The sequence below is a fragment of the Alteromonas sp. AMM-1 genome (assembly GCF_047290655.1).
GTDB classification, from domain to species: Bacteria; Pseudomonadota; Gammaproteobacteria; order Enterobacterales; family Alteromonadaceae; genus Alteromonas; species Alteromonas mangrovi.
Map to the genome: position 1 here is coordinate 1 of NZ_JBLBUE010000145.1, position 9166 is coordinate 9166.

Here is a 9166-nt window from a genome sequence, read left to right on the forward strand (position 1 = left end):
ACCCGCCGCTGCCCGTTTTGTGATGTTGCGCACGGCAAACCTTTACCACCAAGCGCTGAAGAGCCCTTAAAACTGGCAACCACGATTAAAGAAATGAACCTGAAATACGTGGTAATTACCTCAGTTGACCGTGACGATTTGCGCGACGGCGGTGCTCAGCACTTTGTTGATTGCATAAACGCCATTCGCGAGCACAGCCCGAATACCACGATTGAAGTATTAGTTCCGGATTTCCGCGGTCGCATGGACCGGGCACTGGAAATTTTCAAAGCCGGGCCACCAGATGTATTTAATCATAACCTGGAAACCATCCCGCGCTTGTACCGTGAGTGTCGTCCGGGTGCAAATTATCAGTGGTCACTGGACTTATTGAAGAAATTTAAAGCACAACACCCGTCGATTCCCACCAAATCGGGCCTGATGATGGGGATGGGCGAAACGAAGGAAGAAATCGCTGAAGTATTGAAAGACTTACGCGCTCATGACGTAAACATGCTGACACTGGGGCAGTACCTGCAACCAAGCCGTCATCACTTCCCGGTTAAACGCTACGTTCACCCGAATGAATTTGACGAATTAGGCGCACTGGCTAAAGAAATTGGATTTACTCACGCCGCTTGTGGCCCTATGGTGCGTTCTAGTTACCACGCCGACCGTCAGGCCGCTGGCGAAGAAATTAAATAATAAACTCGGGAGCAGGTTGATATACCACAACCTGCTTTTTACCCGCCCTTTTTGCTTGATACATTGCCACATCGGCGGCATTTAGCATTGAGGTTAACGACCTGCCAGCACTATTTGAATCACACACACCATAGCTGGCAGAGATTACCCGTCCATCCAACTGCTTTTTCGTACTTATCATGCTTAAATGCTGACTAATCAGCCAGGCAAATTCCTCAGCCTGACTGGCGTTTGTGGAAACGAGGAAGATGGCAATTTCCTCCCCCCCGATGCGTGCCACACTGAGCACTTGTGGAGTACGAAGCTCAAGGATAACGTTACTGACATTTTGCAACACCCAGTCCCCACTTTGATGCCCAAAACCGTCGTTCACCCATTTCAGATTATCCAAATCCATTAAAATCATGCTGCATGTTTCAGCATGGTCTGGATTAGCTAGATATGCAGTTACCCGCTCGGTAAAACACCGGCGATTGTGCAGCCCTGTTAAGGCATCCGTATTAGCCATCTTTACCAGCGTTTTGCGTTGTTGCTTATGACGATACAAGGTTACAAGCAACAACATAATCAACGAAACAGACAACACTGCCACTAAATACGTGTTCAGCATGCGTTGGTGGCTAACGAGCAATTCGCGTTCCAGTAAGGCGTTTTGCTTCCCCAATGACTGCATTGCCCGTTCTGATGCAGCCAGGCTAAATTCCGCCTGGGCCACGGCCAATTGTTTAGCCATGGCACTTTTTTGTTCCTGATGTCGCAAATCGCTTACGATCCTGAGCCAGTGATACGCTTGCGCATATTGTTGTTGTCGCTTTGCCAATTCCGACTTAAGCAAGCTGGCCTTTATATAGCCTTGAAGATAATCAGTTAATACCGGGTTAGCTAACAGGTCGTCTACGATTAACTCTGCCTGGTCATAACGTTGTAACGAAAATAACGCCAGCGCGTAGTGATTTTGAAGTGCCGCCCATAAATGAAAATAGTCGAGTTTTTTCACTTTGCTTTGATGGCTTTCGACAAACGCCACGGTAGCTTTATAGTCTTGCCTGCTATTGAGTAAATCGCTCCAGGTAACCAGGTAATCTATGGTATAGACGCTGGGCTGCAAGGCATCACATTGCTTTTGGAGTGTGTCTAACCAACGGTCATCAATATCAGAGGGATTCAACCCTTTTTTTGCGGTAAATTCATAAGTAGTAAAACGGCAGTTAAGCACATCTGGCATTGGCTCGGGATAGCTGCGCGCGTCCATAATCAGCTGCAGGGCATCATTAAACAATTCTAAATGCAGGAAAAAAAACACCTGACCTATACGGGCAGTAAACCAGTCGCTATCGCGTGGACTGCGGGACTGAATTTCGACCAATTCCTCTACCAGTAATACGCCCTTTTCCCATTCTTTTAATCCTGCGTATAAACTAAGAAGAGTAGCCCGGGAGCGAAGGGCAAGACGGCCGCTATCATGTCTTATGGTAATCGGCTCCAGTAACTTTGCCGCTTTACTGATGTCAGAATTCATTGCTACGTGAAAGGCATGCAGGTAGTCGAGGTAGTCTTGTTCACTGTCTGAGAGCGTAAAGCGACTGGCCTTTTTTAAGAGTGCCAGCGACGCCTGGCGATCCATTACACGCAAGCTATCGGCTTGCTCTAACAGTTCGATGGCTTCCTGAGCGTGACTCAACGGGCTGGTAAGTACTGTTATAAACAGGAGGCATGACGTGAGGTGTCGCAATACTGCAAATTTGATACGCACCTCCAACACAGTTACATCTGAACACTACCCAGGTAAATTTAACCGACATGCCTGGCTCAACCAATCATAGCAATAACGCGATGATTTTCTAGTGCCTTTCATAGTTTACAACCGCGTCTCTTCAACTACGACGCCATACTGGCAGAGTATTCGTACACCCGGTTGCGGCCGTACTGTTTCGACTGATACAAGGCTAAATCTGCTGCCGCATATAAATTATCGAGTTTATAACCGGCATGCGAACTGCACCCCACCCCGGCACTCACGGTGAGCTTAAAATTATAGCCCGATTTATTGGTATCGATATTATCAATTGCCTGCCGGCATTCTTCTGCGATCCGCAATCCAACACTGCTGTCCTGCACCATCAGAGCGACACCAAATTCTTCGCCGCCCAATCGCCCTACAATGGCATTTTCAGTCACACTATCGCGAATAGTAGCAGCAACCTGAATGAGCGCCCAGTCACCCACCTGATGACCATAGGTGTCATTAATATTTTTAAAGTGATCCAAATCCAACAAGATCAACGACACCGCATTGTTGTTTTTCTGTGCCTGACTCAGAAGACTTTCTACGCTTTCAGTAAAGAAGCCACGGTTAGCAATTTTAGTCAAACCATCGGTATGTGCATAATAACGCAGTTTTGCCTGCACTTTACGGCTTCGAAACGACCAGAACAATAAGGTCGCCAAAAGCAGAGAAACTAAAGACAACGCAAGAAGCGAATTTTCCAGCTGTTCAGTGGTGAGTTGAGACTCCGTTTTTAATAAGTTATTTTGCTTGTTTAAAATTTCAATCTGACTTTGCTTGGCGTCGACTTCAAACCAGGCTTTCTGAATAGCCATTTCATTTGCCAGTTTGCTTTCAAACATGCTTTTTTCAAGCGCCAGCTTTTCATTCAAATAATAATAAGCTTGATTGAAGTCCTGTTTCACTTCAGCCAATTGGCGTAACACATCAAACATGGTGATCTTAGCACCAACGAAGCTATCAATATTATCGAGGGACAATGCCATTTCTGCATACTGCTGCGCCTCATCATACTGCTTTAGTGCAACATGTAACGTAGCAAAATGGTTATATATCTCTACTAACTGGGAATCCTGGCGAAACTGTTCTGCCTGAATGAGCGTAAATTGAAGTACATTCAACGCCTCTTGAAAGCGATTCTGCTGTTTGAGCCATTTGACCTTCCATACTTCGATATTGATCAGTTCATAATCTAATTTAGCCTCGCTGCATACTGCTTCAGCGTCAGTAAATTCAGCAAGGGAAACGATATCGAGGTTCAATTGGATAGACGCAGAGATTTTAACCGAAGCAGCCAAACAACGGTTGAGTAGATCGGCATCTGGCATAGACAAGACACGCTCACTGAAATGCAATGCGGTTTCCGGTTGATTGATTTGCCGGTATAACAATGCAAGGCTTACAAATGCACCTGGGCGATATTTAGATTCAGGGTTTTGTTGCAGAAGGGCTAACAACTCTTCAACACGGTGAAAGCCTTCTTCCCACTGTTTTTTGGCTCCTAGCAAATTAATCAACGAGCCAATAGTGCGGATACGAATGTCGGCGTTTTGAGTGACACCCAGGAGTTCGTTATAACGATTGATTACGGCATCAAGGTCGCCATCAAATGTCAGAAAGTAAGCATCGAGATATTGGTAATATTCTCTCTGTTCAGAACTTAACCCTTCAACAGGTATAGCAGCCAAGCGCAAGCGGCTTTCCACAGGAGTGGAAAGGCGAGCATGGTCAATTTCGGATAACTCTAATGTATAATCTGTCTGACAATGTCCAGTAAATGACAATGCATTTAATAGCATTACCAACAAAAACGACATTAAAGTAATACGCTGCATACTTCTGACTACTTCTCGCTGTTATGCAATTACTGATTCTTTCGGCGGCTCTTCTTCCTCCGGGTCATCAGGTTTAGAAATGGATAAGGTTGGCTGATTTTCAGTATCAGACATTGACGCTATCAGCGCCTCTATTTCTGCGCGGTCTTGTTTAGTTAATTGTGACAAATCAGACGCAGGGTCAATACCCAATTTTTCTAAAATTTTGATAGCAGTCATTATTGTACCTTTTATATCCATTCGGGTTTGTATTGCCTAACATTCTTTTTACCACGCTATGCGCCGGAAATCGATTTTAATTGCGCAACAATCGCATGATTTGGCCTTAATTTTTTACCCGGAGGAATCACTAATGTTGAAATGAGTGACACGTCTGCATTGGGTAATTCTTGCAACGAAAACCAGACTATTTTGGGTTGTTGCGTTGGCAAAAAAGGAGATTCATATATCGCAATCTTATGATCAGGCGCATAGTGTTCCAGCAGCATGTTCATAAGCACAGTTCGCTCCTGCGGCCCGGTTTGCTTTGGTGTCATCGACAAATCCCCGGCATGCCCCAGTTGCCATAATATCAGATAGGCAGTTGGGTCTATTACGCGCTCGTAAAACATAAACTGGCTGGTTTCAAAAGACTGGCATCCATAGGCGCCTGGGTCGATCCCCATGTCTGCATATAAACACGCATCAGCAGAAATCCCCGGTTCCATCCATGCGGTAAAGCCCTCTTCCCTTGCCTGTTTTATTGCGGCATGCGGTACCTGTGCAAACACCCCCGGATGACCGTAAAACACACCTACAACCCGCAGCCCGCTGCGAACGGCATCCATCAGTGCTTGTTGCATTTCTGTGTAGGTTTGTCCGCGGTCTTTATTTTTACCGTACAGCCCTTGCAATGAACGGACATCCGGGTGCATGGTAGCAATCCACTTTTCAATCACCGGATGACAACTACTGAACACTACATCGGCCTGGGAAATATGATTCCGACACCGCTCTGACATGTGCGCACCAAGCACAATACCAGGGCCTACACACACCAAACTTCCCGCTTTTACCGCCATGCTTTAATCCTGTATACACTGCTTTTCTGTCTATCGGCTAAAAAACCAATAATCGAATAGATTAATATAAAAAGATCGCATATTCGAGTTATTCCTCAGGTTTATAACGACTGACTGTACCCAGCGCGGCAAGGCTTGCTACAATGAATAAAAATACAAGAACGACACAGACTATGCGTAAACACATTTATATTGCCTACACGGGCGGCACAATAGGTATGCGCCCATCGGCGCAAGGTTATGTACCTGCTCCGGGGTTTCTGGCACAAACGCTGGCTAACATGCCGGAATTTCACCGCGAAGAAATGCCACTCTACACATTACATGAATACGATGAGCTAATGGACTCATCGGATATGAGTCCGGCAGACTGGCAACATATTGCAGATGATATTGCCAATCATTACGACCAATACGACGGTTTTATTATCCTGCATGGCACCGATACCATGGCGTATACCGCATCAGCATTGAGTTTTATGCTGGAAAATCTGGGCAAGCCGGTAATTATTACGGGCTCACAAATCCCCTTTGCAGAGCTGCGTTCTGACGGACAGGAAAACCTGCTAAACGCCCTGTATATTGCCGCCAATTATCCCATTGCGGAAGTCAGTTTATATTTCAATAACAAGCTACTGCGCGGAAATCGCAGTCGCAAAGTGGATGCGGACGGCTTTGATGCCTTTGACTCACCGAACTTCCCGCCGCTGCTGGAAGCCGGGATCAGCATTCGGGTAAAAGCGGGCAAAATCACACTGCCCACTCCCCATACGTTAAAAGTGAATCCGGTAAAGGCGCAACCCATCGGACTGGTAAGCCTGTACCCGGGTATATCACCTGCGGTAATTGAAAACACCATTCAACAACCGGTAAATGCGTTGATCCTGCTGAGTTATGGTGTTGGCAATGCGCCGCAAAATCCCGCCTTGCTTGCTCAGCTTAAACTGGCCGCCGAGCGCGACATAGTGGTAATCAACTGTACCCAGTGTTTGCGGGGAAAAGTTAACATGGGTGGCTATAAAACCGGCCATGGCTTATCGCAGATAGGTGTTGTATCCGGGCATGATATGACGCCGGAAGCAACGCTGGCCAAGCTGCACTGTCTGCTTAGCCAGTCGCTGACGGTAGAAGCACTTAAACACGCACTCACACACAACTTGCGCGGCGAACTCACTGAATAAAGGTACACCAATGCAATACAGCGGCAACTTAAGTAAAATGCGGGTGAGCGCCAGCGACGATTGCGTAGCTCAGTATACCCTCGCTCTGGGCGGGCACGATATCGACATGAACGCCCTGATAGGCCAGTCTGTAGACTTAACCTACCATGGTGAAATTCATTGTGTAGATTGTGAACGAACCACAAAAAAAAGCTTTAATCAGGGCTACTGCTACCCTTGCATGATGAAGCTCGCGGAATGCGATACCTGCATTATTAAACCGGAGTTGTGTCACTATCACCAGGGTACCTGCCGCGATCCGCAATGGGGTGAAACACATTGTTTATCGGATCACTTCGTATACCTTGCCAATACCGGGAACATGAAAGTGGGAATCACCCGCCACGTTACCGATGGCATATCCAGTCGTTGGATAGATCAGGGGGCGACTCAGGCAACCGTTATGTTGCGCGTACCCGACAGATTAACCAGTGGGCGTATTGAAAAACTCTGCACCCAGTTTATTGGTGATAAAACCAATTGGCGAACCATGCTTAAAGGCCCGGCTGAGCATCAGGATTTAACCGCCCTGAAACAACGTTTGCTGTCAGAACTCGATGATGAGTTGAACAAGATTGCTCAGGAGAAGGGTTTACAAGCGTTCGCACCGGTAGACGACACACTGCACACAATTAGTTATCCGGTTGATACTTATCCAGTGAAAATTAAATCGCTGAACCTGGACAAAACACCGCAATTCAGCGGTGTGCTGACTGGTATAAAAGGCCAGTACTGGATCCTGGATGAAGACAGGGTAATTAATATCCGCAAATTTGCCGGATATAAAGTAACGCTGACAGTATAGCAAAAACGGGTGTCAGACTTCGCTGCCACCCATTTCCAGTGCCAGCTCGTCTAATTGCGCGAGCATAGTATCAAAACCACCGGTTTTAATCCGATACGACACTTTAACGTGAAAATTACTCTGACCGTACTTCACCTTCAGGTTATCGGCCTGGAGGTGTTTAGCGGTATTTAGAAAACGGTATGCCTGAGGCTGGCTTTCAAACGCATACTCGATAGCGTTTTGCATTACACCCCCGCCACTGGCAACACGTAATAGCTTAGAATATCACGCAAACGGTGCTCCCAGCTTGCGCCTGTCGATGATTCAAACGCGCCTGCACTGGCAATTAACCCAGCAATAAGCACGTTAGGCTCAGGCAACGCATTACCACTCAGTTTGCTTTGCATTAATTGCAATTGCACCGTTGAACGCGCAGACTCGTATTCAGCAGGGGAAGGTAGTTGCGCCAGTACCTCAAGCATCAACAAATCGTGTTGTAATGCTTCCTCGTTTTGCAATACACTGCCTTTCCACCAACTGTTAGGTAAATCCGGTGCCTGTTCAGACAAACTGCCTGCACCAGTTCCCTGTTGTTTACTGATTTCATCAATAACGATATCAATTTGCTCGCCCCACAACTCATGCTGTTGCAACGTGAGCGCATCCTGTAAGGTCGACATTACTTTGCGCAGCTGCAACTCCAGACCTTTGCGCTCCTTGGGATTCATCGACATCTTAGACAGCGAATCAGCCAGTGAATCCAGCGCCGTTTGCTGAGACGCCTGCGCGGCATCGTCAATCTCTGCCTTCAATTTATCCAGCGCTTGCAGCCATTGTTGTGACTCAGAGCGTTGTTGGTGACGCGCTTGCTGTTGCTGTGACTTTGCTCTGGCAAACACGTCATCATTGGCCGCTTTAAACGCAAACCACAATTTAGATTCAACACGCTTGCCCGCAGGACCGGTTTGCTTCCACTGTTGTTGAAGCGCCTTTGCCTGCTCGCTGGCTTCAACGGCATTATCGGCTTTGCTCAATGCCTCAGTCTGGCTTACCAGTTGCTCTTTAATTTCGCGGTTACGCTGGATCCAGGGAGACAACAGGTTGTTAACCTGCTCGCTTACTGCATCCCACTGCGTCCGAAGCTGGCTGTAACGCTCTGCATCGGTTTGCGGAGCCTGCTGCCATTGTTTTTTTAGCGCTTCAAAACGGGTATAGCGGTCTGATTGCTCCACTGTGTCTTCAATTAGTGCAGACAATGCCGATATCAGCTGTACACGCTCTTCGGCAGCGTTCGCCTGTGCAGTCTCCAATTCAGCGAAATAGACACGACATGGGACAAAGGCTTCTTCCAACAACGCGTTAAACTGTTGGTTTAGTGATTCGTCATCATCGCTACCCGTGCTACCTAAACTTTGCCATTGTTGGCGAAGTACTTTTACTGCCTTAGCGCGCCCTGGCATGTCGGTATCGGTGGTTGCAACCAGTGCCTGAGCCTGCTCAATCAGTTGTGGTTTACGCGGTGCAGCAATGTAGTTTTGCCAGCCTTCCAGTCGGGCAATATCGGCTTCAATCTGCAGATACCGCTTTTCAATTACTTGTTGAGTGGCAACGGGCATTTGCTGATAGATTTCAGACAACTTAGCAAACCTGACCATAGCCGACTTAAACTTGCCTTGCACAATCAAATTATCAATGATGTTGATGTGCTTACGGCAGGCTTTTAACGCCGACTGTTGCTCTGCTTGCTTCTTTTGCTTTTGTGCATTGAGCAATTTATTCAGCGCTTTCCACTG

At 47.0% G+C, this 9166-nt stretch carries 9 protein-coding genes; 3 read left to right on the forward strand and 6 right to left on the reverse strand.

Annotated features, from left to right (window positions below):
- The coding region (gene lipA / locus ACLR2L_RS16420) for a lipoyl synthase (protein ID WP_413369617.1) at window positions 1-684 on the forward strand (684 nt) is incomplete at its 5' end.
- Here the strand turns inward: lipA and ACLR2L_RS16425 are convergent.
- From ACLR2L_RS16425 to ACLR2L_RS16440, 4 genes are all read right to left on the reverse strand, one after another.
- Complete coding sequence (locus ACLR2L_RS16425) at window positions 677-2437, reverse strand: GGDEF domain-containing protein (RefSeq protein WP_413369619.1); 1761 nt, start codon at window positions 2435-2437, stop codon at window positions 677-679. The two genes, lipA and ACLR2L_RS16425, sit on opposite strands and share 8 nt — an antisense overlap.
- A gap of 125 nt (window positions 2438-2562) precedes the next feature.
- Entirely contained in the window at window positions 2563-4305 is a 1743-nt protein-coding gene (locus ACLR2L_RS16430; protein WP_413369621.1) for a diguanylate cyclase, read from the reverse strand.
- A 21-nt stretch (window positions 4306-4326) separates the two neighbouring features.
- Window positions 4327-4524, reverse strand: coding sequence for a hypothetical protein (locus ACLR2L_RS16435; protein WP_413369622.1), 198 nt, complete (start codon window positions 4522-4524; stop codon window positions 4327-4329).
- 56 nt (window positions 4525-4580) lie between these two features.
- Window positions 4581-5366: an SAM-dependent methyltransferase gene (locus ACLR2L_RS16440; protein ID WP_140956849.1), complete on the reverse strand. Its 786-nt coding sequence runs from the start codon at window positions 5364-5366 to the stop codon at window positions 4581-4583.
- Window positions 5367-5539: 173 nt separating this feature from the next.
- On the opposite strand from ACLR2L_RS16440, the gene ansA reads away from it, so the two are divergent.
- Window positions 5540-6547, forward strand: coding sequence for an asparaginase (ansA, locus tag ACLR2L_RS16445; protein ID WP_413369625.1), 1008 nt, complete (start codon window positions 5540-5542; stop codon window positions 6545-6547).
- Window positions 6548-6557: 10 nt separating this feature from the next.
- The gene (locus ACLR2L_RS16450) at window positions 6558-7391 is read left to right on the forward strand and encodes a DUF2797 domain-containing protein (protein ID WP_413369627.1); all 834 of its coding nucleotides are present in this window, start codon (window positions 6558-6560) and stop codon (window positions 7389-7391) included.
- Window positions 7392-7403: 12 nt separating this feature from the next.
- Here ACLR2L_RS16450 and ACLR2L_RS16455 read toward each other — a convergent pair whose 3' ends face one another.
- Both ACLR2L_RS16455 and ACLR2L_RS16460 read right to left on the reverse strand, forming a co-directional pair.
- Window positions 7404-7619: a hypothetical protein gene (locus ACLR2L_RS16455; protein WP_140956846.1), complete on the reverse strand. Its 216-nt coding sequence runs from the start codon at window positions 7617-7619 to the stop codon at window positions 7404-7406.
- A partial coding sequence (locus ACLR2L_RS16460; protein ID WP_413369629.1) for a DUF349 domain-containing protein occupies window positions 7619-9166 on the reverse strand: 1548 nt, incomplete at its 5' end. The genes ACLR2L_RS16460 and ACLR2L_RS16455, both read right to left, overlap by 1 nt.

Excerpts from the sequence above, each read along its gene's own strand:
- ACLR2L_RS16430 (WP_413369621.1), bottom strand. The coding sequence starts at position 4,305 with ATGCAGCGTATTACTTTAATGTCGTTTTTGTTGGTAATGCTATTAAAT.
- ACLR2L_RS16435 (WP_413369622.1), bottom strand. The coding sequence starts at position 4,524 with ATGACTGCTATCAAAATTTTAGAAAAATTGGGTATTGACCCTGCGTCT.
- ACLR2L_RS16440 (WP_140956849.1), bottom strand. The coding sequence starts at position 5,366 with ATGGCGGTAAAAGCGGGAAGTTTGGTGTGTGTAGGCCCTGGTATTGTG.
- ansA (WP_413369625.1), top strand. The coding sequence starts at position 5,540 with ATGCGTAAACACATTTATATTGCCTACACGGGCGGCACAATAGGTATG.
- ACLR2L_RS16450 (WP_413369627.1), top strand. The coding sequence starts at position 6,558 with ATGCAATACAGCGGCAACTTAAGTAAAATGCGGGTGAGCGCCAGCGAC.
- ACLR2L_RS16455 (WP_140956846.1), bottom strand. The coding sequence starts at position 7,619 with ATGCAAAACGCTATCGAGTATGCGTTTGAAAGCCAGCCTCAGGCATAC.